24 protein-coding genes are annotated in these 22,785 nt (G+C 60.2%); 1 reads left to right on the plus strand and 23 read right to left on the minus strand.

The window, feature by feature from the left end; genetic code table 11:
- Positions 1-69: 69 nt before the first annotated feature.
- The 14 genes from EJA70_RS13150 to flhA all read right to left on the minus strand — a co-directional run bounded on the left by EJA70_RS13150 (position 70) and on the right by flhA (position 14,619).
- Positions 70-462, minus strand: a complete 393-nt coding sequence (locus tag EJA70_RS13150; RefSeq protein WP_008083419.1) for a DUF2802 domain-containing protein — start codon at positions 460-462, stop codon at positions 70-72.
- Positions 463-948 (minus strand): chemotaxis protein CheW, encoded by a 486-nt coding sequence (locus EJA70_RS13155; RefSeq protein WP_008083417.1) that lies wholly within the window; start codon positions 946-948, stop codon positions 463-465. It abuts the gene before it with no gap.
- An 89-nt stretch (positions 949-1,037) separates the two neighbouring features.
- Positions 1,038-1,994: a CheW domain-containing protein gene (locus tag EJA70_RS13160; RefSeq protein WP_158831197.1), complete on the minus strand. Its 957-nt coding sequence runs from the start codon at positions 1,992-1,994 to the stop codon at positions 1,038-1,040.
- A gap of 116 nt (positions 1,995-2,110) precedes the next feature.
- Complete coding sequence (locus tag EJA70_RS13165) at positions 2,111-2,899, minus strand: ParA family protein (protein ID WP_008077691.1); 789 nt, start codon at positions 2,897-2,899, stop codon at positions 2,111-2,113.
- Positions 2,900-2,942: 43 nt separating this feature from the next.
- Positions 2,943-3,833 (minus strand): flagellar motor protein MotD, encoded by an 891-nt coding sequence (gene motD / locus EJA70_RS13170; protein WP_008077690.1) that lies wholly within the window; start codon positions 3,831-3,833, stop codon positions 2,943-2,945.
- Between the two features lie 12 nt (positions 3,834-3,845).
- Positions 3,846-4,586, minus strand: a complete 741-nt coding sequence (locus tag EJA70_RS13175; RefSeq protein ID WP_008077689.1) for a flagellar motor protein — start codon at positions 4,584-4,586, stop codon at positions 3,846-3,848.
- The gene (locus EJA70_RS13180) at positions 4,586-5,734 is read right to left on the minus strand and encodes a chemotaxis response regulator protein-glutamate methylesterase (protein ID WP_158831199.1); all 1,149 of its coding nucleotides are present in this window, start codon (positions 5,732-5,734) and stop codon (positions 4,586-4,588) included. Before EJA70_RS13180 ends, EJA70_RS13175 begins: the two co-directional genes overlap by 1 nt.
- 49 nt (positions 5,735-5,783) lie before the next feature.
- On the minus strand, positions 5,784-8,054 hold the full coding sequence (locus EJA70_RS13185) for a chemotaxis protein CheA (RefSeq protein ID WP_158831201.1): 2,271 nt from the start codon (positions 8,052-8,054) through the stop codon (positions 5,784-5,786).
- A 54-nt stretch (positions 8,055-8,108) separates the two neighbouring features.
- Entirely contained in the window at positions 8,109-8,897 is a 789-nt protein-coding gene (locus tag EJA70_RS13190; RefSeq protein ID WP_008077686.1) for a protein phosphatase CheZ, read from the minus strand.
- 18 nt (positions 8,898-8,915) lie between these two features.
- Positions 8,916-9,287, minus strand: a complete 372-nt coding sequence (locus tag EJA70_RS13195) for a chemotaxis response regulator CheY (RefSeq protein WP_024012118.1) — start codon at positions 9,285-9,287, stop codon at positions 8,916-8,918.
- A gap of 166 nt (positions 9,288-9,453) precedes the next feature.
- A complete protein-coding gene (gene fliA, locus EJA70_RS13200; protein WP_003222919.1) occupies positions 9,454-10,194 on the minus strand; it encodes an RNA polymerase sigma factor FliA in 741 nt (246 codons plus the stop codon).
- The gene (fleN, locus tag EJA70_RS13205) at positions 10,191-11,021 is read right to left on the minus strand and encodes a flagellar synthesis regulator FleN (RefSeq protein WP_003222917.1); all 831 of its coding nucleotides are present in this window, start codon (positions 11,019-11,021) and stop codon (positions 10,191-10,193) included. Before fleN ends, fliA begins: the two co-directional genes overlap by 4 nt.
- Positions 11,022-11,137: 116 nt before the next feature.
- Entirely contained in the window at positions 11,138-12,478 is a 1,341-nt protein-coding gene (gene flhF / locus EJA70_RS13210; protein ID WP_008077677.1) for a flagellar biosynthesis protein FlhF, read from the minus strand.
- Between the two features lie 11 nt (positions 12,479-12,489).
- Positions 12,490-14,619 carry a flagellar biosynthesis protein FlhA gene (flhA, locus tag EJA70_RS13215; protein WP_158831203.1) on the minus strand — a complete coding sequence of 710 codons (2,130 nt, stop codon included), beginning with the start codon at positions 14,617-14,619 and terminating at the stop codon, positions 12,490-12,492.
- 609 nt (positions 14,620-15,228) lie between these two features.
- Here flhA and EJA70_RS13220 point away from each other — a divergent pair.
- Entirely contained in the window at positions 15,229-15,585 is a 357-nt protein-coding gene (locus tag EJA70_RS13220; protein ID WP_158831205.1) for a DUF6124 family protein, read from the plus strand.
- A 131-nt stretch (positions 15,586-15,716) separates the two neighbouring features.
- Here the strand turns inward: EJA70_RS13220 and flhB are convergent, their stop codons facing one another.
- The 9 genes from flhB to EJA70_RS13265 all read right to left on the minus strand — a co-directional run bounded on the left by flhB (position 15,717) and on the right by EJA70_RS13265 (position 22,710).
- Positions 15,717-16,856, minus strand: coding sequence for a flagellar biosynthesis protein FlhB (flhB, locus tag EJA70_RS13225; protein ID WP_158831207.1), 1,140 nt, complete (start codon positions 16,854-16,856; stop codon positions 15,717-15,719).
- Positions 16,857-16,859: 3 nt separating this feature from the next.
- Positions 16,860-17,645, minus strand: coding sequence for a flagellar biosynthetic protein FliR (gene fliR, locus EJA70_RS13230; protein WP_158831209.1), 786 nt, complete (start codon positions 17,643-17,645; stop codon positions 16,860-16,862).
- Positions 17,646-17,648: 3 nt separating this feature from the next.
- Positions 17,649-17,918, minus strand: coding sequence for a flagellar biosynthesis protein FliQ (gene fliQ / locus EJA70_RS13235; protein ID WP_008077662.1), 270 nt, complete (start codon positions 17,916-17,918; stop codon positions 17,649-17,651).
- Positions 17,915-18,673: a flagellar type III secretion system pore protein FliP gene (gene fliP, locus EJA70_RS13240; protein WP_008077660.1), complete on the minus strand. Its 759-nt coding sequence runs from the start codon at positions 18,671-18,673 to the stop codon at positions 17,915-17,917. The genes fliQ and fliP overlap by 4 nt, the downstream gene beginning before the upstream one ends.
- Complete coding sequence (gene fliO / locus EJA70_RS13245; RefSeq protein ID WP_158831211.1) at positions 18,673-19,134, minus strand: flagellar biosynthetic protein FliO; 462 nt, start codon at positions 19,132-19,134, stop codon at positions 18,673-18,675. Before fliO ends, fliP begins: the two co-directional genes overlap by 1 nt.
- Positions 19,135-19,584 carry a flagellar motor switch protein FliN gene (fliN, locus tag EJA70_RS13250; protein WP_008077656.1) on the minus strand — a complete coding sequence of 150 codons (450 nt, stop codon included), beginning with the start codon at positions 19,582-19,584 and terminating at the stop codon, positions 19,135-19,137.
- A 56-nt stretch (positions 19,585-19,640) separates the two neighbouring features.
- Complete coding sequence (gene fliM / locus EJA70_RS13255; protein WP_008077655.1) at positions 19,641-20,609, minus strand: flagellar motor switch protein FliM; 969 nt, start codon at positions 20,607-20,609, stop codon at positions 19,641-19,643.
- A gap of 9 nt (positions 20,610-20,618) precedes the next feature.
- On the minus strand, positions 20,619-21,122 hold the full coding sequence (gene fliL, locus EJA70_RS13260) for a flagellar basal body-associated protein FliL (protein ID WP_008077652.1): 504 nt from the start codon (positions 21,120-21,122) through the stop codon (positions 20,619-20,621).
- A 220-nt stretch (positions 21,123-21,342) separates the two neighbouring features.
- The gene (locus EJA70_RS13265) at positions 21,343-22,710 is read right to left on the minus strand and encodes a flagellar hook-length control protein FliK (protein ID WP_158831213.1); all 1,368 of its coding nucleotides are present in this window, start codon (positions 22,708-22,710) and stop codon (positions 21,343-21,345) included.
- Positions 22,711-22,785: the final 75 nt, after the last annotated feature.

The raw sequence follows: 22,785 nt of genomic DNA on the forward strand, positions 1-22,785 counted from the left end.
AGCCTTCGGCAGCTCCTACATGAGATCTCTGTAGGAGCTGCCGAAGGCTGCGATCTTTTGATCTTGCTGCTAGTTCTTGTGAAGCTTGCGCATCAACTCGGCCTCAGCCTGGGTCAACCCACACGACTGAGTCAGTTCATCAACGCTGGCGCCCATGCCCACCAGTTTCGCCGCCTGGGCGAACGACAGGCTGGATGGATCGCGCTGTTCCAGCTGAACGATCTTGTCCGGCAACGGGCTCACCACGGCACGCAACTCGTGCAGCGCTTCGCCCATGCGCACATTACCGTTCTGGTAATCGTCAACACGTTTGGCCAGGTCCTTGATGCGCTGATCACGCAGCGCATCGCCCTGAGCCTGTTGTGCGGCAATCACTTTTTGCGCCTTGATGTACGACACAAACATTGCCAGCGTGCCTGCCCAGAATAGGAACAGGACAATGACCGCGACCTCGAGAATCAATCAGATATTCTCCAGGTCCGACCATTCTTCTTCGCTCATCATCTTGTCCAGCTCGACCAGGATCAGCAACTCGTTGTTTTTGTTGCACACGCCCTGGATGAACTTGGCCGACTCTTCGTTACCGACGTTCGGTGCGGTTTCGATTTCCGACTGACGCAGGTAAACCACTTCGGCGACGCTGTCGACCATGATGCCGACGACTTGCTTGTCGGCTTCGATGATGACGATACGGGTGTTGTCGCTGATCTCGCCGCTGTTCAGGCCGAAGCGCTGACGGGTGTCGATCACGGTGACCACGTTACCGCGCAGGTTGATGATGCCCAGCACGTAGCTTGGCGCACCCGGCACTGGAGCGATCTCGGTGTAGCGCAGCACTTCCTGCACGCGCATCACGTTGATGCCGTAGGTTTCGTTGTCCAGCTTGAAGGTCACCCATTGCAGGATCGGATCTTCAGAACCTTTTGCATTCGTCGCCTGATTACTCATACCTGACCCCTCGAAAAAACCGCTCTGGGCGGTGTGTGTTCTGTGTGGCGGCATTCAACAATGCCGTCGCCTGATTGTTATGTCGGCTGCTATGTCGGTTTATGTAGCGGCTTGTGGCCGCCAAGGTGCTTTGCCCCACCGCTGGCGATCAACTCGGCCAGAGCGGAAACGTCAAGCAATGCACACATGTGCTCAATCACCGTGCCGGCAAGCCATGGCCGCTGACCTCGATGACTTCTCCATTTGATTTCATTCGGGTCCAGGCGCAACGAGCGACTGACCTGATGCACCGCCAGGCCCCACTCGTAACCTTGTACCGAAATCACGTACTGCAGGCCCTGACGGAAGTCATCGCGGTAGCGATCCGGCATGACCCAGCGTGCGGTGTCCAAAACTTTCAGGTTGCCGGCCTGGCTCGGCAGGATCCCGAGGAACCATTCCGGCTGACCGAACAGTGGCGTCAGCTCATGGCCAGCCAGCGAATAGATCGAACCGAGGCATACCAGCGGCACCGCGAGGGTCAGCCCGGCGACGTCGAACAACAGGCATTCGAACGCTTCGGACGCCCAGGCCGGACGGCCATCGGTGTCCACCGGCGGCGGCGTGTTGTTCGGTGGCAGATGCACTTCCACCAGCGGCGGGACCAGCGTCTGCTCGACAGGTGCGGGCTCAACTGGAGCAGGTGCTGGAGCCGGTTCGACCACAGTCGGTTGCGGTGCGGTTTTCAGCAACTGTGTTTGCAGCAGCGGAGCGAGCGTCGAGACCGATGCACGGACCGGCGCTGCTTCCTCGATCAAAGCCACCGGCGTTTTGGCAACCGCTGCAACGGCAGGCGCGGCAACCGGCGCAGCAGGCCTGGCCGCTTTCTGCGCGTCACGGGCCTGCTCTTCCAGCACCGCGGCCTGGAACTCGTCCAGCGCCTCGGTGCTTTCTTCGACAACTTCGACTGGCGTCGGCAACGCGTCAGGAATCTCCTGCAGCAGACTGTCCAGATACGACTGCAAGGCCAACTGCGGCTTCGACGTCAACTTCAAAGGCCGATTCATGCGCAACCCCCTGTAGGAGCTGCGGAACGCTGCGATCTTTTGATCTTTTCAGGAACGCCACAAAGCAAGATCAAAAGATCGCAGCCTTCGGCAGCTCCTACACAAGTCAAAATCATTCAAGCCACCTGCGGAACAAGTTGTTGCGCCAACAGATGCTTGAGCAGCGCGCGATACGCCAGCACGCCACGGCTCTTGCCGTCGAATTGCGAAGGCGTGACACCGGCACGGCTGGCATCGCGCAGACGGGTATCGACCGGGATGTAACCCTGCCAGATCTCGTCGGGGAATTTGTCCCGCAGCACACGCAAGGTGTGCATCGATGCCTGCGTACGGCGATCAAACAGGGTCGGCACGATGCTGAACGGCAGCGCCTGTTTGCGCGAACGATTGATCATCGCCAAGGTGTTGACCATGCGCTCCAGGCCTTTGACGGCCAGGTGTTCGGTCTGCACCGGGATCACCAGTTGCTGGCTCGCGGCAAGCGCGTTGACCATCAAGACGCCGAGCAACGGCGGGCTGTCGATCACGGCGTAATCGAAGTCTTGCCACAATTGCGCCAGACTCTTGGCGATCACCAGACCGAGACCACTCTGCCCGGGCGACTGACGCTCAAGGGTCGCCAGCGCGGTGCTCGACGGCAACAGCGAAATACGTTCATCGCTGGTCGACAACAGCAACTGCCCCGGCAGGCCTTGCGGCACGCTGCCCTTGTGCAGAAACAGGTCGTAGTTGCTGTGTTCCAGGCTGTCGGGGTCGTAACCGAAATAACTGGTCATCGAGCCGTGCGGGTCGAGATCGACCACAACCACGCGCTTGCCCGCCTCGGCCAGCAATCCGGCTAAAGCGATGGAGGATGTGGTTTTACCGACACCACCCTTTTGATTGGCGACTGCCCAGACTCTCATTCAGTTCGTTCCTCCCGGCCGATATGCTCGACCGAGACATAGCTCAGCGTGTTAATGCGGGTGACGGAGAATTGACGGCACTCTCGCGTCCCGGCGTCTTGACCGGGGTCGGTGCAGTTTGTGTGCCAGCACGCTTCAACGCCGCGTCCGGTTGCGCATTGGCGGTCCCGGTGCCCGTGAGGCTGCGGCGCACATCGAGATTGCGCGACACCACCAACACCACGCGACGGTTCTTCGCGCGGCCTTCAACGGTGGCGTTGTTGGCGACCGGCTGAAACTCACCGTAACCCACCGACGCCAGGCGACCGGGGTTCACGCCCTGCATCGCCAACATGCGCACGATGCTCGCCGAACGCGCCGAGGACAGCTCCCAGTTGGTCGGGTACTGCGCAGTGCGGATCGGCTGGTCATCGGTGAAGCCTTCGACGTGAATCGGGTTGTCGAACGGTTTCAGAATCGCTGCAACCTTGTCGATGATGTTGAAGGCAATGTCACTCGGCATGGCATCGCCGCTGCCGAACAACAGGCTGGAGTTGAGTTCGATCTCGACCCACAACTCGTTGCCACGCACGGTCATCTGGTTGGAGCTGATCAAGTCACCGAACGCCGCGCTGATGTCATCAGCGATGCTTTTCAGCGGATCGCTGGCACCGGCAATACCGGCATCGATCTGCTCGGCATCTTTGACCAGCGGCTTGGCCGGGGTCACCGTTTTCGGCCGCTCGTCACCAATCGGAATCGGCTTGAGCGCGCGGTCGGAGTCCTTGAAGACACCGACCAGCGCTTCGGAGATCTCTTTGTACTTGCCTTCGTTGATCGACGAAATCGAGTACATGACCACGAAGAACGCGAACAGCAACGTGATGAAGTCAGCGTAGGAAACCAGCCAGCGTTCGTGGTTTACATGCTCTTCCTGGTGGCGACGACGTGCCATGAGCTTATTCCCTTAATCCATGAAGCCCTGAAGCTTCAACTCGATGGAGCGAGGGTTTTCACCTTCGGCGATCGACAAAATGCCTTCCAACAACATTTCGCGATAACGCGACTGCCGCAGCGCGATAGACTTCAGTTTGGCCGCCACCGGCAGCAGGATCAGGTTGGCACTGGCCACGCCGTAAATGGTCGCGACGAATGCGACGGCAATGCCGCTGCCCAACTGCGTCGGGTCAGCGAGGTTGCCCATCACATGGATCAGGCCCATCACCGCACCGATGATGCCGATGGTCGGCGCATAACCGCCCATGCTTTCGAAAACTTTCGCGGCTTCGATGTCGCGCGCTTCCTGGGTGTAGAAATCCACTTCAAGGATGCTGCGGATCGCTTCCGGCTCGGCGCCGTCGACCAGCAGTTGCAGGCCTTTGCGCGAGTAGTTGTCAGGTTCGGCATCCGCCACGCCTTCCAGACCGAGCAGGCCTTCCTTGCGCGCAGTGAGGCTCCAGTTGACCACGCGGTCGATGCCGCCAGCCAGGTCGACTCGAGGCGGAAAGAAGATCCAGGCGAGAATCTGCATGGCGCGCTTGAACGCGCTCATCGGCGATTGCAGCAGCGCGGCACCGATGGTGCCGCCCAGTACGATCAATGCCGCCGGGCCGTTGGCCAGCGCACCGAGGTGACCACCTTCCAGGTAGTTGCCGCCGATGATGGCGACGAACGCCATGATGATCCCGATAAGGCTTAAAACATCCATCAGATACACGCCTCGACAATGTGCTTGCCGATATCGTCGAGGCTGTACACCGCGTCCGCGAGGTCAGCTTTGACGATGGCCATCGGCATGCCGTAAATCACACAGCTGGCTTCGTCCTGCGCCCAGATCGAGCTGCCGCCCTGCTTGAGCAGACGCGCGCCTTCACGGCCATCGGCGCCCATGCCGGTCAGCACCACCGCCAGAACTTTGTCGCCGTAGGACTTCGCCGCACTACCGAAAGTGATGTCCACGCATGGCTTGTAATTCAGACGCTCGTCGCCCGGCAGAATCTTCACCGCACCACGGCCATCGATCATCATTTGCTTGCCACCCGGCGCCAGTAACGCCAGGCCCGGACGCAGGATGTCGCCATCCTCGGCTTCCTTGACGCTGATGCGGCAGAGCTTGTCGAGACGCTCGGCGAAGGCTTTGGTGAACGCCGCCGGCATGTGCTGGATCAACACGATCGGTGCCGGGAAATTTGCCGGCAACTGAGTCAGCACGCGCTGCAAGGCAACCGGACCACCCGTCGAGGTGCCGATGGCAACCAGTTTGTAGGCTTTGCGCTTCGGTGCCGGCGAGGAGGAACTGGCCGTCGACGCGCGGCTTGGCGCAGGTGCATGCACAGGGGCAGGCGCCGGACGGGCCGGAGCGTGAGTGCTGTGACTGCTGAAGCTTGATGCCGCTGGGGTTGGCGCAGGTGCAGGCGCAGCCACTGGAGCCGGCGCACTGTAAGCACTGAAGCGACGGTTACTGCGCGAGATGCTATGGACCTTTTCGCACAGCAGTTGCTTGACCTTCTCCGGGTTACGCGAGATGTCTTCGAAATTCTTCGGCAGGAAATCCACCGCACCGGCGTCCAGCGCATCGAGGGTGACCCGCGCGCCTTCGTGCGTCAGCGAGGAGAACATCAACACCGGGGTCGGGCAGCGCTGCATGATGTGCCGCACTGCCGTGATGCCGTCCATCATCGGCATCTCGTAGTCCATGGTGATCACGTCCGGCTTGAGGGCCAGGGCCTGATCGATCGCCTCTTTACCGTTGGTGGCCGTGCCGACCACCTGGATGCTCGGATCCGCTGAAAGAATTTCCGAGACGCGGCGGCGGAAAAAACCCGAATCGTCCACCACCAGGACTTTGACTGCCATAAACACTCCATTAGGTGCAGCGGAACGTTGTCGCCCCGCTGCCCCGGATTCAAATACGCCGTGCGGCGTAACGCTTGAGCATGCTCGGAACATCGAGAATCAGTGCAATGCGGCCGTCACCGGTGATGGTGGCGCCGGACATGCCCGGAGTTCCCTGGAGCATTTTGCCCAATGGCTTGATGACCACTTCTTCCTGGCCGACCAGTTGATCGACGACGAAGCCGATCCGCTGAGTGCCCACCGAAAGGATCACCACGTGGCCTTCACGCTGCTCTTCGTGAGCGGCGGAGCTGACCAGCCAGCGCTTGAGGTAGAACAATGGCAGCGCCTTGTCCCGCACGATCACCACTTCCTGGCCGTCCACAACGTTGGTGGTCGACAGGTCGAGGTGGAAGATCTCGTTGACGTTGACCAACGGGAACGCAAACGCCTGGTTGCCAAGCATGACCATCAGGGTTGGCATGATCGCGAGGGTCAGCGGCACCTTGATGACGATTTTCGAGCCCTGGCCCTTGGTCGAGTAGATGTTGATCGAACCGTTGAGCTGGGAAATCTTGGTCTTCACCACGTCCATGCCGACACCACGGCCGGAGACGTCGGAGATCTCGGTCTTGGTCGAGAAACCCGGGGCGAAAATCAGGTTGTAGCACTCGGTATCGCTGAGGCGATCGGCCGCATCCTTGTCCATCACACCGCGTTTTACCGCGATCGAACGCAGGACGTTCGGGTCCATGCCTTTGCCGTCATCGGAAATCGACAGCAGGATATGGTCGCCTTCCTGTTCGGCCGCCAGCACCACACGACCGCCACGGGCCTTGCCCGACGCTTCGCGCTCTTCCGGCGACTCGATGCCGTGGTCGACGGCGTTGCGCACCAAGTGGACCAGCGGGTCGGCCAAGGCCTCGACAAGGTTTTTGTCGAGGTCGGTTTCTTCACCCACCAGTTCCAGGTTGATCTCTTTCTTGAGCTGACGCGCCAGGTCACGAACCAGACGCGGGAAGCGCCCGAAGACCTTCTTGATCGGCTGCATCCGGGTCTTCATCACCGCGGTCTGCAAGTCAGCCGTGACCACGTCGAGGTTCGACACGGCCTTTTGCATGGCTTCATCGCCGCTGTTCAAACCCAGGCGCACCAGACGGTTACGCACCAGCACCAGCTCGCCGACCATGTTCATGATTTCGTCGAGACGTGCGGTGTCGACGCGCACGGTGGTTTCGGCTTCGCTTGCCGGTTTTTCCGGTGGCGGTGCAGCGGCGGCACGGGCCGGAGCCGGTGCCGCAGCGGCGGCCGGTTTTGGCGCTTCGGCTTTTGGCTCAGGCTTGGCAGCAGGCTTTGGCGCTGCTACGGCGGCCGGCGCTTTGGCAACGGGCGTGGCTACGTTCGAGGCGCTGCCAGCAGCGGCGGTGCCGACTTCAGTGAACTTGCCTTTGCCGTGCAATTCGTCGAGCAGCGATTCGAACTCGTGATCGCTGATCAGATCGCTGCCCGCCGCTGCGGCCGCTGGAGCAGCAGGCGCAGGTGCCGAAGCAATCGCCGACTCCAGCGCATCGACAGCAAAGTTGCCCTTGCCGTGCAACTGATCGAGCAGTGCTTCGAATTCGTCGTCGGTGATGTCGGAGCTGTCGCCTTTGGCCGGTGCCGCAGGGGCTGCCGCCGCTGGTGCAACCGCGTCCACGGCGAACTGGCCCTTGCCGTGCAACTGATCGAGCAACGACTCGAACTCGGCATCGGTGATTTCATCGCTGGCCGCGCCATCGGCAGCCGGCGCAGGTGCAGCCGCTGCCGGTGCTTCAGCTTCGGCCTTGACGGCGTTCAGCGAGTCCAGCAGTTGTTCGAATTCGTTATCGGTGATGTCGCCCGACGGGTCGCCTTCGCCGACCAGATCTTCGATCATCTCGGCCACTGGCGAAGCCGGGGCTGCGTCCGCCGATTGCGGTTCGGCCAGACGCGCCAGAGCGGCCAGCAGTTCCGGGGTGGCAGCGGTGATCGGCGCACGCTCACGAACCTCAGTGAACATGCTGTTCACCGCGTCCAGTGCTTCGAGGACAACGTCCATCAGTTCTGCATCAACGCGACGTTCACCCTTACGGAGGATGTCGAACACGTTTTCGGCGATGTGACAGCACTCCACCAGCTCATTGAGCTGAAGGAAGCCGGCGCCCCCTTTTACAGTGTGGAAACCGCGAAAAATTGCGTTGAGCAGATCTGCGTCATCCGGGCGGCTTTCCAGCTCGACCAGTTGTTCGGACAGTTGCTCAAGAATCTCGCCGGCCTCAACCAGGAAATCCTGAAGGATCTCTTCATCGGCGCCGAAGCTCATTAATGGGGTGCTCCTACAGGTCTAAAAACCCAAAAAACCTAAAATTCCAAAACTCTAGAACCCGAGGCTGGATAACAAATCGTCCACATCGTCCTGACCGGACACAACGTCTTCTCGTTTATCGGCATGAATCTGCGGACCTTCACCCTGCGAGAGATGTTTTTGTGGATCTTTTTCTGCAAGCATCGCGGCGCGGTCATGTTCGATGCCCGCAAAGCGGTCGACCTGACTGGCCATGAGCACGAGTTTGAGCAAATTGCTTTCGACTTCGGTGACCAGTTGGGTCACACGCTTGATCACCTGACCGGTCAGGTCCTGGTAATCCTGGGCCAGCAGGATGTCGTTAAGATTGCTCGACACCGCACGGTTGTCCGTGCTGCTGCGCGACAGAAAACCGTCGACCCGGCGCGCCAGCTCGCGGAACTCTTCAGCCCCGACTTCGCGACGCATGAAGCGACCCCAATCGGTGCTCAAGGCCTGGGCTTCATCGGCCAGACTGTTGACCACCGGCGTGGCGCTTTCCACCAGATCCATGGTGCGGTTGGCCGCGGCCTCTGTCAGCTTGACCACATAGCCCAGGCGTTCGGTGGCGTCGGTGATTTGCGACACTTCCTCGGCCTGCGGCATGTTCGGATCGATCTGGAAGTTGACGATCGCACTGTGCAGTTCACGTGTGAGCTTGCCGACTTCCTGATACAGGCCACGGTCACGGGTCTGATTGAGCTCATGGATCAGTTGCACAGCGTCGCCGAACCTGCCTTTTTCAAGGCTCTCGACCAGTTCGACCGCGTGTTTTTTCAGGGTCGACTCGAAATCGCCCTGTGAAGATTCGTTATGCTCCATAGCTCCCCCGCGCGTTCATCAGCCGATGCGTTCGAAAATCTTCTCGATTTTGTCTTTCAACGCCTGAGCCGTGAAAGGTTTGACTACGTAGCCGTTTACACCGGCCTGAGCGGCTTCAATGATCTGCTCGCGCTTGGCTTCAGCGGTCACCATGAGAACGGGCAGATGCTTGAGTTTTTCATCGGCACGCACGTGGCGCAGCAGGTCGATACCGGTCATGCCCGGCATGTTCCAGTCTGTTACCAGAAAGTCGATGCTTCCGCTGTTGAGCACCGGAATGGCGGTAGTGCCATCGTCGGCCTCGACGGTATTGGTGAACCCAAGATCGCGCAGCAGGTTCTTGATGATCCGCCGCATCGTTGAGAAGTCATCAACGATGAGGATTTTCATGTCTTTGTTCAATTCGACCTCCAAGCAGTCTTAAACGCGCCCAGCACCTGGACGCGCCACTTCAATCAATCGGCGCAGCACTCGAAGACTGTCTGGAGCACAACAGAGCAAGACCGGTGCCGTTCATCACCGCACCAGCCTCGTTCGCAGTGTCCCCACACTGCCTTCAGCGCGCTCGCCACTCCCCCAAACGCCCCCGCAAGCGGGCCGCGCACTGGCTGTGTAACTGGCTGACCCGCGATTCACTGACGCCAAGGACTTCACCGATCTCCTTGAGGTTCAGCTCTTCGTCGTAGTACAGCGCCAACACCAGTCGCTCACGCTCCGGCAAATTGGCAATCGCGTCCGCCAGCGCCGCCTGGAAGCGTTCATCTTCCAGATCGCGTGACGGCTCAAGATGAGCACTCGCGCCATCCTCGTGCAGCCCTTCGTGTTCGCCGTCCTGCAGCAGGTCGTCGAAACTGAAGAGGCGGCTGCCCAAGGTGTCATTCAAAATCCCGTAGTAATCGTCGAGACTCAATTGGAGTTCGGCCGCAACCTCGTGATCTTTAGCATCACGGCCGGTTTTAGCTTCAATTGCGCGAATCGCGTCACTGACCATACGGGTATTGCGGTGAACCGAGCGTGGCGCCCAGTCCCCTTTGCGCACTTCGTCGAGCATTGCGCCGCGGATTCGTATGCCCGCGTACGTTTCGAAACTGGCGCCTTTGCTGGCGTCATATTTGGTCGAGACTTCAAGCAGGCCGATCATCCCGGCCTGGATCAGGTCTTCGACCTGCACACTCGCCGGCAACCGTGCCAGCAAGTGATAGGCAATGCGCTTTACCAGTGGCGCGTAACGCTCGATCAACTCGTACTGCGCATCACGTGCCGACTTCTTGTAGTAATTCATACCGCTGGCGGTCATAGCACTGGCCCTGCCGTTTGCTGCACGAGGCGCTCGACGAAAAATTCAAGGTGGCCACGCGGGTTGGCGGGCAGCGGCCAGGTATCGACCTTCTGCGCGATCGCCTTGAACGCCAGCGCGCACTTGGAACGCGGGAAGGCTTCATAGACGGCACGCTGTTTCTGCACGGCCTTACGCACGCTTTCGTCGTAAGGCACGGCGCCGACGTATTGTAGAGCGACGTCAAGGAAGCGATCCGTGACCTTGGTCAACTTGGCGAACAGGTTGCGGCCTTCTTGCGGGCTCTGCGCCATGTTGGCCAATACGCGGAAGCGGTTCATGCCGTAATCGCGGTTGAGCAGTTTGATCAGCGCGTAGGCGTCGGTGATCGAGGTCGGCTCGTCGCACACCACCAGCAACACTTCCTGGGCTGCGCGAACAAAACTGACTACCGAGTCACCAATACCCGCAGCGGTGTCGATCACCAGTACGTCGAGATTGTCGCCGATGTCGCTGAACGCCTGAATCAGGCCAGCGTGTTGTGCCGGGCTCAGGTGGACCATGCTCTGGGTGCCGGACGCGGCCGGCACGATGCGAATCCCGCCGGGGCCTTGCAACAGAACGTCGCGCAGCTCACAGCGGCCTTCGATAACGTCAGCCAGCGTGCGTTTGGGCGTGAGCCCCAGCAGAACGTCGACGTTCGCCAGACCCAGGTCGGCGTCCAGCAACATGACCCGACGGCCAAGCTCTGCCAGCGCCAGGGACAAGTTCACTGACACGTTAGTCTTGCCGACGCCACCTTTGCCGCCGGTCACCGCGATCACCTGTACGGGATGCATGCTGCCCATGTTATTTCTTTACCTTGTCTTGCATAGACGGAGGCCACATTACTGGCTGCGCGTTCACAACCGGAACAATGCATGGCAGACCATCGATGTAGGTACAAAAACTGTTCATGAATACCTCAGCCTACCTGCTTGGTGGGGCTGTGATAGATATCAGCGAACATGTCGGCCATGGCTTCTTCGCTGGGTTCTTCCTGCATTTGCACGCTGACGGCGCGGCTGACCAATTGATGACGGCGCGGCAGATGCAGATCATCTGGAATCCGTGGGCCATCGGTCAGGTACGCGACCGGCAATTCATGACTGATCGCCAGGCTCAACACTTCGCCAAGGCTGGCCGTTTCATCCAGTTTAGTCAGGATGCACCCGGCAAGCCCGCAACGCTTGTAACTGTGATAAGCGGCGGTTAGAACCTGTTTCTGGCTGGTGGTTGCCAAGACCAGATAATTTTTTGAACGAATGCCTCGACCGGCCAGACTTTCGAGCTGCATGCGCAGGGCCGGATCGCTGGCTTGCAGGCCGGCAGTATCGATCAATACCACGCGTTTGCGCAGCAGTGGATCCAGCGCTTGCACCAGCGATTGGCCCGGATCGACGTGAGTCACCGGCACATTGAGAATGCGCCCCAGGGTCTTCAGTTGTTCCTGCGCACCGATGCGGAAACTGTCCATGCTCACCAGCGCGACATTCTGCGCGCCGTACTTGAGCACGTAACGCGCGGCGAGCTTGGCCAGCGTGGTGGTCTTGCCCATGCCGGCAGGGCCGACCATGGCGATCACACCGCCCTCTTCCAGCGGCTCGACTTCCGGTACGGCAATCATCCGCGCCAGGTGCGCAAGCAACATGCGCCAGGCCTGACGCGGCTCTTCGATATCGGTGATCATCGCCAGCAGATCGCGCGACAACGGCCCGGACAGACCGATGCGTTGCAGACGACGATAGAGGTTGGCTTGCGCCGGACGGCTGCCCTGCAACTGATTCCAGGCCAGGGTGCCGAGCTGAACTTCCATCAGCTCGCGCAGGCTGTTCAATTCAAAACGCATCGAATCCAGTGCGCGTGGATCGACGCCGCCGGAGGACTGCGCAGGCGCCGGGGCCGGACGCGCCGGAGCGGCGTACGTCGGCTCGCTCAGCGGCTCAGCGGCGGTCAGCGGCAGCCCAGCGGTCAACGGCAGACCGGCGAAGATCTGCCGATTGCTGTTGCCGTCGGCTTCGCCACGCAGGCTCAACTCGGCCTGGGCGGTGACGATGCGCGACTGGGTCTTGCGCAGCTCGTCTTCGAGTTCCATGTTCGGAACCCGTGGTGCCAGCGCCGACAATTTGTAATCCAGTGCCGCCGTCAGCTCGACACCGCCGGCAATGCGACGATTGCCAATGATGGCGGCATCAGCGCCCAGCTCATCACGAACCAGCTTCATGGCCTGACGCATATCGGCGGCAAAGAAACGCTTAACTTGCATAAACCACTACCTCAGCCGTTGGGCCCTACTGTCGCAACGATGGTCACTTGCTTGTTGTCCGGTATTTCCTGGTAGGCCAGCACGTGCAGTCCAGGGACTGCCAGGCGGCCAAAGCGCGAGAGCATCGCGCGCACCGGGCCTGCTACCAACAGGATCACCGGCTGACCTTGCATTTCCTGACGCTGCGCCGCCTCGATGAGCGAACGCTGCAGCTTCTCGGCCATGCTTGGCTCCAGCAGAACGCCCTCTTCCGAGCCTTGTCCTGCCTTCTGCAGACTATTGAGCAATATTTGTTCCAACCTTGGCTCCAAGGTGATCACAGGCAGCTCGGACTCAGTGCCTACAATGCTTTGGACGATGGCGCGCGATACGCCGACCCGCACAGCAGCGACCAACGCGGCGGTATCTTGACTCTTGGCGGCGTTGTTGGCGATGGCTTCGGCGATGCTGCGAATGTCGCGCACCGGCACGTGCTCGGCCAGCAGCGCTTGCAGCACTTTGAGCAGTTGCGACAGCGAGACCACACCCGGCACCAGTTCTTCAGCCAGTTTCGGCGAGCTTTTGGCCAGCAATTGCATGAGTTGCTGCACTTCTTCGTGGCCGATCAGCTCACTGGAGTGCTTGTACAGAATCTGGTTCAAGTGGGTCGCAACCACGGTGCTGGCATCGACCACGGTGTAACCGAGCGATTGTGCCTGTGCGCGCTGGCTGATTTCGATCCACACCGCTTCCAGGCCGAAAGCCGGATCTTTGGCGTTGATCCCGTTGAGCGTGCCGTAGACCTGGCCGGGGTTGATCGCCAGTTCGCGATCCGGGTAGATCTCGGCTTCGGCGAGGATCACCCCCATCAGGGTCAGGCGATAGGCGCTCGGTGCCAGATCGAGGTTGTCGCGGATGTGTACGGTCGGCATCAGGAAGCCCAGATCCTGAGAGAGCTTTTTGCGCACGCCCTTGATCCGCGCGAGCAGTTGCCCACCCTGATTGCGGTCCACCAGCGGGATCAGGCGATAACCGACTTCCAGGCCGATCATGTCGATCGGGGTCACGTCATCCCAGCCCAGTTCCTTGGTTTCCATGGCGCGGGCCGGCGACGGCAGCAGCTCTTGTTGACGCTTGACCTCTTGCAGGGCCTGCACCTTGACGATGTTTTGCTTCTTCCAGAACAGATAGGCGCCACCGGCAGCCAGCGCAGCCATGCTCAGGAACGAGAAGTGCGGCATGCCCGGCACCAGGCCCATGACCGCCATCAAACCTGCGGCCACCGCCAGCGCTTTCGGCGAGGCGAACATCTGGCGATTGATCTGTTTGCCCATGTCTTCCGAGCCGGAAGCACGGGTCACCATGATCGCGGCAGCTGTCGATAACAACAGTGATGGCAATTGCGCCACTAAACCGTCACCGATGGTCAGCAAGGCGTAAACCCGGCCAGCATCGCCGAAGCTCATGTTGTGCTGGAAGATACCGACGGCCATGCCGCCGATGAGGTTGATGAACAGAATCAGCAGGCCGGCAATGGCGTCACCACGGACGAATTTGCTGGCACCGTCCATCGAACCGTAGAACTCGGCCTCTTGGGCGACTTCCTGACGGCGCAACTTGGCTTGGTTCTGGTCGATCAGACCGGCGTTGAGGTCGGCGTCGATCGCCATTTGTTTGCCGGGCATCGCATCGAGGGTGAAGCGCGCGCTCACCTCGGAAATCCGCCCGGCACCCTTGGTCACCACGACGAAGTTGATGATCATCAGGATCGCGAAGACCACGATACCGACCACGTAGTTACCGCCGATCACCACCTCACCGAAGGCCTGAATCACCTTACCGGCAGCGGCGTGGCCGTCCTGACCGTGGAGCATGACCACCCGTGTAGAGGCCACGTTCAACGCCAGCCGCAACAGGGTCGCGACCAGCAGAATGGTCGGGAACACCGCGAAATCCAGTGGCCGCAGCGCGTAGACGCAGACCAGCAGGACGACGATCGACAGGGCGATGTTGAAGGTAAAGAACACGTCCAGCAGGAACGGCGGCACCGGCAACATCATCATCGCCAGCATCACCAGCAACAGCAACGGCACGCCCAGATTGCCCCGACTTAAATCGGCAACGTTTGTGCGTGCTGTGTTGAATAACTGAGAGCGATCCACCGGTTTTCCCCGTTCCTTTAAAGCAAACTTTTGACGCCCAACGCAGGCGCACGGCGGCTATTGCAAGAAGCCTTCCAACTTTTGCGATTGATTGAAACAGAGAGGGAGGTGAACGCGAACAATGTAGGAGTGAGCCTGCTCGCGATGAGGATTTTCCAGTCAATACATTCAAACCAGACAGACCGCTATCGCGAGCAGGCTCACTCCTACAGGGGATCGCATTCCAAATCAGGAAGTGAGCCTGCTCGGGAAGGGCTAGTGAAGTCAGCAAAAGTCGACTTTTAAACTCAGGTGTTTAAAAGACACCTCATGACACGTCTCGCAGGCTACACATCCTTGCGCCTTTGCCTACAGCTACGCCAGAATCCGCCGGCTTGTGCGCTTTGGGGTCGGGTTCTATTGTGGGTCGGTCGCTGATCATTCAGTGATCGGGTTTAGCAGCCCGGGTTTTTCTCTAGACGCACAAAGCCTGTTGCCGTAATGGCGGCTTTGCGTGGGGCACTTCGGTGCGCCGGGTTCTAGAGTCCTGGTCTGCTAACCCGCGTACAGCCGCCACCTCCTTCGTTAGCAGCGAACGGTGGCAGCTTCACTACTCTAGAGGCTTCACCGATGATAAAACCAACACCAAACCCGCCAGAAACCGACCCCACCTCCCCCTACGAATCCGTCGATTCAAAAAAACTCCACGAAGCCGCCGACCGCGCCCTCGATCACTACCTCTGCCCCGGCAGCACCCGACCGCCACGCAAACCCAGTACGATGTACGCCGTGGTTTCGGACATCAAAAGCGAGGAGCTGCTGGCCAACGCCTGCGAAACCCTCGCCTCAGCCAGAACCATCGCCAACGACTTCGCCAACCTCATACCTGCATCACAACGCAGGACGCTACTGGGCATTGCGCAACTGATCATGCTCGGGGAGTTGGCGGTGAATCGGGCGCTGGATAATCTCGAACTGCCGAATTAGGTCGAGCACAGATCGCTCCCCCGCTCAGCATGGGAACGATCAAAAGATCGCAGCCTTCGGCAGCTCCTACCGGTGGAATTCGATCCATGTAGGAGCTGCCGAAGGCTGCGATCTTTTGATGTTGATGCGAATCAGGAGTCGCGACGCAGGTCCGGCGGAATCGGCAGGTCGTCCTTGAGCGGGTCCGGACGTTTGCCCTTGCCGGCGCGGTATTGGCGGATCTGGTAGACGTAGGCCAACACCTGGGCAACGGCCAGATACAGGCCACCCGGGATTTCTTCATCAAGCTCGGTGGAATAGTAGATCGACCGCGCCAGCGCTGGCGACTCCAGGAGCATGACGTTGTTGGCCACGGCGATTTCGCGAATCTTCAGCGCAAGGAAGTCGTTACCCTTGGCCAACAGCAACGGCGCACCGCCCTTTTCGGCGTCGTATTTGAGCGCCACGGCGTAGTGCGTCGGGTTAGTGATGACCACGTCGGCGTCGGGCACCGCCGCCATCATTCGTCGCTGCGACATCTCGCGCTGCAACTGACGAATGCGCTGTTTGACCTCCGGCTTGCCCTCCTGGTCCTTGTGCTCGTCGCGCACTTCCTGCTTGGTCATCTTGAGCTTTTTCATGCTCTCCCAAAGCTGCACAGGCACGTCCACTGCAGCGATCAGAATCAACCCGCAGGCCATCCACAACGTACTCCAGCCGACCAGCAAGACACTGTGAATGATCGCTTGATCCAGCGGCTCATGGGCGATGCGCAGCAGGTCATCGACGTCCGAGGACAGCACCACCAATGCCACCGCCAGAATGATGAAAAACTTCGCCAGCGCCTTGAGCAACTCGATGATCGACTTCATCGAAAACATGCGCTTGAGGCCAGAGCCAGGATTCATCCGGCTGAACTTCGGCGCCATGGAACCGGCGGCGAACAACCAGCCACCCAACGCAATCGGCCCGAGCAACGCCGCCAGCAACAGGGTGATCATGACCGGCTGAATCGCCACCAGCGCGATCTTCCCCGAGTTGAGCAAAAACGCGCCCATGGAGCGTTCGTCCATGATCACTTCGCGCGTCAGCGTGAAGTTCATGCGCATCAGTTCCATCAGGTCCTGCGCGAGCATGCCGCCAAAAATCAGCAGGCCACCGGCGCCGGCGAGCATCACCGCGAGGGTGTTGAGCTCTTTGGAACGGGCGATCTCGCCCTTCTCACGGGAGTCCTTTTTACGTTTCTCCGTGGGGTCTTCTGTTTTGTCCTGACCGCTTTCGCTCTCAGCCATGACTCAGCGCGCCCGTGCCAGTTCGCGTAAAAACTGCAAAGCCTCGGCGGCCAGCGGTTGATACTGATTGAGAATGTCCGCCAGACCGACCCAGACGATGAACAGGCCAAGCACCAGAGTCAGCGGGAAACCAATGGAGAAAATGTTCAGTTGCGGCGCAGCCCGGGTCATCACGCCGAAGGCAATGTTGACTACCAGCAGCGCGGAGATCGCCGGCAGCACCAGCAACAATGCAGCACCGAGCACCCAGCCGAGTTTACCGACCACCTCCCAGTAATGCGCCGTCATCAACCCGCTGCCCACCGGCAACGTGGTGAAGCTCTCCGTCAGGACTTCGAAGACCACCAGATGGCCGTTCATCGACAGGAACAGCAACGTCACCAGCATGGTGAAGAATTGCCCGATCACCGCCACGGACACGCCGTTGGTGGGGTCGACCATTGAGGCGAAACCCATGCCCATCTGGATCGCGACGATTTGCCCCGCCACCACAAAAGCCTGAAAGAACAACTGCAGGGAAAACCCGAGGATTGCGCCGATCAAAATCTGTTCGGCGATCAGCAGCAAGGCACTGAGGTCGAGCGCATTGACCGGGAGCATCGGCGGCAGGTTCGGCGAGATCACCAACGTGATGGCCAAGGCGAAATACAGGCGGATGCGTTTCGGCACCAGGGTCGTGCCGAAGATCGGCATGACCATCAATACCGAACCGATGCGAAACAACGGCAACATGAACGTCGCGACCCAGGTGCTGATCTGGGTGTCGGTCAACTGCAGCAGCGATTGCATGGCTTAGCCGATGACCATCGGGATGTTGTGGTAGAGCTGGATGATGTATTCCATGAAGGTCTGCACCAGCCACGGGCCGGCGACAATCAGGGTCACCAGCATCACCAGCAGACGCGGCAGGAAGCTCAGGGTCTGTTCGTTGATCTGCGTCGCGGCCTGGAACATCGCCACCAGCAGACCGACCAGCAGGCTCGGAATCACCAGCACCGCGACCATCATCGTGGTCAGCCACAACGCTTCACGGAAGATGTCGACCGCAACTTCCGGGGTCATGGCGAGACACCGCCGAAGCTACTCGCCAGCGTGCCGATAATCAGCGCCCAGCCATCCACCAGCACGAACAGCATGATTTTGAACGGCAGCGAAATGATCAGCGGCGAGAGCATCATCATACCCATCGCCATCAGCACACTCGCCACCACGAGGTCGATGATCAGGAACGGAATGAAGATCATGAAGCCGATCTGGAACGCGGTTTTCAGCTCGGACGTGACGAACGCCGGGACCAGAATGGTCAATGGCGCCTGATCCGGCGTAGCGATGTCCGTGCGCTTGGACAGGCGCATGAACAGCTCCAGATCACTGCTGCGGGTTTGCGCGAGCATGAAATCCTTGATCGGCACCTGGGCCTTTTCCACCGCTTGCTGCGCGGTGAGTTTTTCCGCCAGGTACGGCTGCAACGCATCGTTGTTCACCCGATCGAACACCGGCGCCATGATGAACATGGTCAGGAACAACGCCATGCCGGTGAGGATCTGGTTCGACGGCGTCTGCTGCAGACCGAGGGCCTGACGCAGGATCGAGAAGACGATGATGATCCGGGTGAAACTGGTCATCAGCATGACGAACGCCGGAATGAAGCTCAGCGCAGTCATGATCAGCAGAATCTGCAGGCTGACCGAATATTCCTGCGCGCCGTCGGCGTTGGTGCCCAACGTGATCGCCGGGATCGACAACGGATCGGCGGCGAACGCCAGCGGCGCGGCCAGCAACAGGGCCAGCGTCAAGACGATGCGTAGCGCACCCATTACTTCTTATCCTTCTGATCCTTGCCGAGCATCTTCAACAGATGCTGAGCAAACTCCGGGGTGGCTTTCTCGCTGGTCGCGGGGACCGGCACCGGTTCCTTGAGTACATGCAACGCGGTGATGGTGCCGGGGCTCAAGCCGAGCAGAATCTGCTCGTTGCCGACCTGTACCAGCATCAAGCGGTCACGCGGGCCGAGCGCGCGCGAACCGATCAACTCGATCACCTGGCCTTTGCCCGCCGGACCTGCCTGCTGCACCCGGCGCAACAGCCAGGCGAGCAAGAAGATCAGGCCGAGCACCAGCAGCAGACCGAGCACCAATTGCGTCAATTGCCCGGCCACGCCGCTGCTGACCACGGGCGCAGCAACGGTGGCTGCGGCACCCGCAGCGTTGTTGACGACTGGCTCAGCGGCCAGCGCGCTCAATGGCAAGGCCAGCAGTGCCCACAGAAACCGTTTCACTCAGCGCAGCTTCTTGATGCGTTCGCTTGGGCTGATCACGTCAGTCAGGCGGATGCCGAACTTTTCGTTGACCACCACCACTTCGCCGTGCGCGATCAGTGTGCCGTTGACCAGCACGTCCAGCGGTTCACCGGCCAGACGGTCCAGCTCGATCACCGAACCCTGGTTGAGTTGCAGCAGGTTGCGGATGTTGATGTCGGTGCTGCCGACTTCCATCGAGATCGACACCGGGATGTCGAGGATCACGTCCAGGTTCGGCCCGTCCAGGGTCACCGGATCGTTGTTCTTCGGCACGCTGCCGAACTCTTCCATCGGCAGACGCGAGCCGCTGGAGGCGTCAGCCGCCAGCAGTGCATCGATGTCAGCTTGGCCATCACCGGTTTCTTCCAGGGCAGCAGCCCATTCATCGGCCAGTGCCTGATCGTCCTGGGCGTTCATATCGTCGTTCATCATGTGTCCTCGGCGGGCAACAATTCAGTTAATGCAAAAGGGGGTGTGGCGCCGCTTCAGCGACGCTCGATCGGCTCGATCACTTGCAACGCGAGGTTGCCTTTGTGCGAGCCCATCTTGACCTTGAAGGCCGGCACGCCGTTGGCGCGCATGATCATGTCTTCCGGCATCTCGACCGGGATCACGTCCCCCGGCTGCATGTGCAAGATGTCGCGCAGTTTCAACTGGCGACGCGCCACGGTGGCACCGATCGGCACGTCGACGTCGAGCACGTCCTGGCGCAGGGCATTGACCCAGCGTTCGTCCTGATCGTCGAGGTCCGACTGGAAACCGGCGTCGAGCATTTCACGCACCGGCTCGATCATCGAATACGGCATGGTCACGTGGAGATCGCCGCCACCGCCGTCGAGTTCGATGTGGAAAGTCGACACCACGATGGCCTCGCTCGGGCCGACGATGTTGGCCATCGCCGGGTTCACTTCCGAGTTGATGTACTCGAAATTGACTTCCATGATCGCTTGCCAGGCTTCTTTCAAATCGATGAAAGCCTGCTCCAGCACCATGCGCACCACACGCAGTTCGGTCGGGGTGAATTCACGCCCTTCGATCTTCGCGTGACGGCCGTCGCCGCCGAAGAAGTTGTCCACCAGTTTGAACACCAGTTTGGCGTCGAGGATGAACAGCGCAGTGCCGCGCAACGGTTTGATCTTGACCAGGTTGAGGCTGGTCGGCACGTACAGCGAGTGCACGTATTCGCCGAACTTCATCACCTGGACGCCACCGACGGCAACGTCCGCCGAGCGGCGCAGCATGTTGAACATGCTGATGCGGGTGTATCGGGCAAAACGCTCGTTGATCATTTCCAGAGTCGGCATGCGTCCACGGACGATGCGATCCTGGCTGGTCAGGTCGTAGCTTTTGACACTGCCGGGTTCGGCAGCGTTATCGGTCTGTACCAGACCATCGTCGACGCCATGCAACAGCGCATCGATTTCATCCTGGGACAGCAGATCCTGCACGGCCATGTCGTGTTCCTACTGCAGTACGAAATTAGTGAAAAGCAACTGTTCGATCACCACTTTGCCCAGCTCTTTCTGCGCCACTTCCTGGACGCTGGCTGTGGCCTTCTGGCGCAACATCTCTTGCCCGACCGGCGTCGCCAAGGTGGCGAAATCCTGACCGGAGAAGAGCATCACCAGGTTGTTGCGGATCACTGGCATGTGCACTTTGAGCGCTTCCAGATCGGCCTGATTGCGGCCCAGCATGGTGATGCTCACCTGCATGTAGCGCTGACGGCCGTTCTGGTTGTAGTTGGCCACGAACGCCGGGGCCATGGGCTCGAAAATCGCGGGCTGCTTGCCGACCGGCGCAGCATCGGCGGCCTCGGCAGGCTTGCTCTGGGCGCTGTGCATGAAGAACCAGGTCGCCCCCACGGAAGCACCAATGGCCAACAGCAACGCCAGCACGATCACAATGATCAGCTTGAGTTTGCCTTTGGTTGCGGGGTCTTTCACTGCTGCTGTATCGCTCTTCGCCATGCCAATAATCCGTCACTAATCGGGTTTTCACAGTCGCACGGCAAGGCAAGAGCAAGTGTTATGCCAGAAGTGTCAAAGGGATTGACGAGAGGTATCTGTCGACTGATGCAAAACCATGTGGGAGCTGGCTTGCCAGTGATTGCGATTTGTCTGACACATTGATTTCGCATGTGCCGCCGCCATCGCTGGCAAGCCAGCTCCCACAAGGTACAGCGGTGTGTCAGGCGTAATAGTCGACCGCGCTGGTGCCGATGACGCTAGTGGTCTGGGCAACAGACTCAGCCACCGCTGCGGGCGTCAACTCTTCGTCTGCCGAATCCAGACGACCACCGGCGGCGCTGGTGCGGCCACTCTGGCCCTGCTGCGCCTGTTCCTGACCCTGCCCCTGCCAGCCACGCCCCTGATCAGCCACGTTAACGTCGACCTGGCCCATGCCCTGCTGGGTGAACATTTCACGCAGCCGATGCATCTGCCCGTCGAGCGCTTCGCGCACGCTCGGGTGCGCGCTCATGAACGTCACCTGGGTCTGTTGATCCGGAACCATGTTCACGCGAATATCCAGACGCCCCAGCTCCGCCGGTTGCAACTGAATATCCGCCGCCTTCAGATTGGCGCTCGACAGGTACATCACGCGGTTGACCACTTCTTCGGTCCAGCCGCTCTGGTGCATGGCGATGGGCTGGTTCACCGGCACCGCGTTGGCGGTTTTTGGCGTGGCCGCTTGCGTCAGCGCCGCCAGACGGTTGGCAAAGTCATCGACACGGGTGTCGCTGGTGGCGGACTTGAGGTCTTTCAGACCGTCATCGATCAGCCCGCTGAAGGCTTTTTCGCCGCCCTGACTGGTGCTGTCCTTGTCGGCCTGTACGTCGAGCATGCTGGCCATGCCGGCAGCGAAGTTCTGTGCGGTGGTCAATTCGCCGTCAGCCTGAGCCTGCGCTGGCGAGGCTTTCGGTTGCGCCTGGCTGGCGGCGGAAATATGCCCGCCCTGCTCCATCGCCATGCGCACGGCCGGCAAGGCATCGAGGGGGTCGGCCTCAGGATCAAAATCGCTGTCGGCATTGGCCGCCGGGTCTTTGACCACCGCTGGCAGTACCGCCACTGCCGGTGTTTCGACTTTCGGCGGTGTCGGCGTCTCAACCACTGGCGGTTGCGCGACAGGCGCAGTCACCAGCGGCTGCACGACTTCTGCCAACGCCGGGTCCAGCGCCGGGTCAACAGGCGCAGTATCGGCTACCGGGGTCTGCGGGGTGTCGGCGCTGTCGTCGTCGCTGGCGGTCTTGTCATCGGCGGCAACCGGCTTGTCGGCAGGCAACGCTTTGCCGCTATCGGCAACCGCCGGGTTCGCGGCGGCAGACTGATCTTTGCCAAGGTCTTTTTTGCCGCTGTTGTCAGCGACCTTGTCGCGCGCCGGTTTCAGCGAATTGTCAGTGCTCGCGGCAGGCTTGTTCGGCCCTTGATCGGCGAACACTTGAGCGAAGCTTGTGCCCTTGTCGCCGGGGTCTGCGGCCAATGCCGACGATTTGGCAGAGGCTGCTTGCGCCTTCGCCTGGGCGGCGGTCTGAAGAAGAATATTGGGGGTCGCAGGCATAACACGGTCTCCGCTGCACTGGGATCGTAGGTACAGTTGAGGGAGATAGCTGCAAGTGCCGGGCCAGTTTTGCCC

The sequence above is a fragment of the Pseudomonas sp. PB103 genome (assembly GCF_009764635.1).
Taxonomy (GTDB): domain Bacteria; phylum Pseudomonadota; class Gammaproteobacteria; order Pseudomonadales; family Pseudomonadaceae; genus Aquipseudomonas.

Coding starts and splice junctions, on each gene's coding strand:
- EJA70_RS13155 (WP_008083417.1), bottom strand. CDS start 948: ATGAGTAATCAGGCGACGAATGCAAAAGGTTCTGAAGATCCGATCCTG.
- EJA70_RS13160 (WP_158831197.1), bottom strand. CDS start 1,994: ATGAATCGGCCTTTGAAGTTGACGTCGAAGCCGCAGTTGGCCTTGCAG.
- EJA70_RS13165 (WP_008077691.1), bottom strand. CDS start 2,899: ATGAGAGTCTGGGCAGTCGCCAATCAAAAGGGTGGTGTCGGTAAAACC.
- motD (WP_008077690.1), bottom strand. CDS start 3,833: ATGGCACGTCGTCGCCACCAGGAAGAGCATGTAAACCACGAACGCTGG.
- EJA70_RS13175 (WP_008077689.1), bottom strand. CDS start 4,586: ATGGATGTTTTAAGCCTTATCGGGATCATCATGGCGTTCGTCGCCATC.
- EJA70_RS13180 (WP_158831199.1), bottom strand. CDS start 5,734: ATGGCAGTCAAAGTCCTGGTGGTGGACGATTCGGGTTTTTTCCGCCGC.
- EJA70_RS13185 (WP_158831201.1), bottom strand. CDS start 8,054: ATGAGCTTCGGCGCCGATGAAGAGATCCTTCAGGATTTCCTGGTTGAG.
- EJA70_RS13190 (WP_008077686.1), bottom strand. CDS start 8,897: ATGGAGCATAACGAATCTTCACAGGGCGATTTCGAGTCGACCCTGAAA.
- EJA70_RS13195 (WP_024012118.1), bottom strand. CDS start 9,287: ATGAAAATCCTCATCGTTGATGACTTCTCAACGATGCGGCGGATCATC.
- fliA (WP_003222919.1), bottom strand. CDS start 10,194: ATGACCGCCAGCGGTATGAATTACTACAAGAAGTCGGCACGTGATGCG.
- fleN (WP_003222917.1), bottom strand. CDS start 11,021: ATGGGCAGCATGCATCCCGTACAGGTGATCGCGGTGACCGGCGGCAAA.
- flhF (WP_008077677.1), bottom strand. CDS start 12,478: ATGCAAGTTAAGCGTTTCTTTGCCGCCGATATGCGTCAGGCCATGAAG.
- EJA70_RS13220 (WP_158831205.1), top strand. CDS start 15,229: ATGATAAAACCAACACCAAACCCGCCAGAAACCGACCCCACCTCCCCC.
- flhB (WP_158831207.1), bottom strand. CDS start 16,856: ATGGCTGAGAGCGAAAGCGGTCAGGACAAAACAGAAGACCCCACGGAG.
- fliR (WP_158831209.1), bottom strand. CDS start 17,645: ATGCAATCGCTGCTGCAGTTGACCGACACCCAGATCAGCACCTGGGTC.
- fliQ (WP_008077662.1), bottom strand. CDS start 17,918: ATGACCCCGGAAGTTGCGGTCGACATCTTCCGTGAAGCGTTGTGGCTG.
- fliP (WP_008077660.1), bottom strand. CDS start 18,673: ATGGGTGCGCTACGCATCGTCTTGACGCTGGCCCTGTTGCTGGCCGCG.
- fliN (WP_008077656.1), bottom strand. CDS start 19,584: ATGAACGACGATATGAACGCCCAGGACGATCAGGCACTGGCCGATGAA.
- fliM (WP_008077655.1), bottom strand. CDS start 20,609: ATGGCCGTGCAGGATCTGCTGTCCCAGGATGAAATCGATGCGCTGTTG.
- fliL (WP_008077652.1), bottom strand. CDS start 21,122: ATGGCGAAGAGCGATACAGCAGCAGTGAAAGACCCCGCAACCAAAGGC.
- EJA70_RS13265 (WP_158831213.1), bottom strand. CDS start 22,710: ATGCCTGCGACCCCCAATATTCTTCTTCAGACCGCCGCCCAGGCGAAG.